Here is a 275-nt window from a genome sequence, read left to right on the forward strand (position 1 = left end):
CTTCTCTCGTTGGTAAACCCGACCATCCTATCCAAGTAATTGGCACCCGTCATGGTGAGAAGTTGTACGAGGCTCTCCTGAGCCGAGAGGAAATGGCCTGCGCTGAAGATATGGGCGATTACTTCCGTGTGCCGCCTGATTTGCGCGACTTGAATTACAGTAAGTTCGTAGACCAGGGAGAAGAAAAAATTTCTCATACCGAGGACTATAATTCACACAACACGGAACGTCTTGATGTCGAAGGGATGAAGCATTTGTTGCTTAAGTTGGACTTT

General features: G+C 47.3%; 1 protein-coding gene. It reads left to right on the forward strand.

Features of this window, described 5'->3' with window-relative positions:
- Positions 1-275: polysaccharide biosynthesis protein (locus AC0L3B_RS39455; protein ID WP_473383214.1), on the forward strand; the 275-nt coding region annotated here is incomplete at both ends.

Source organism: Bradyrhizobium sp. Kon56 (assembly GCF_055807635.1).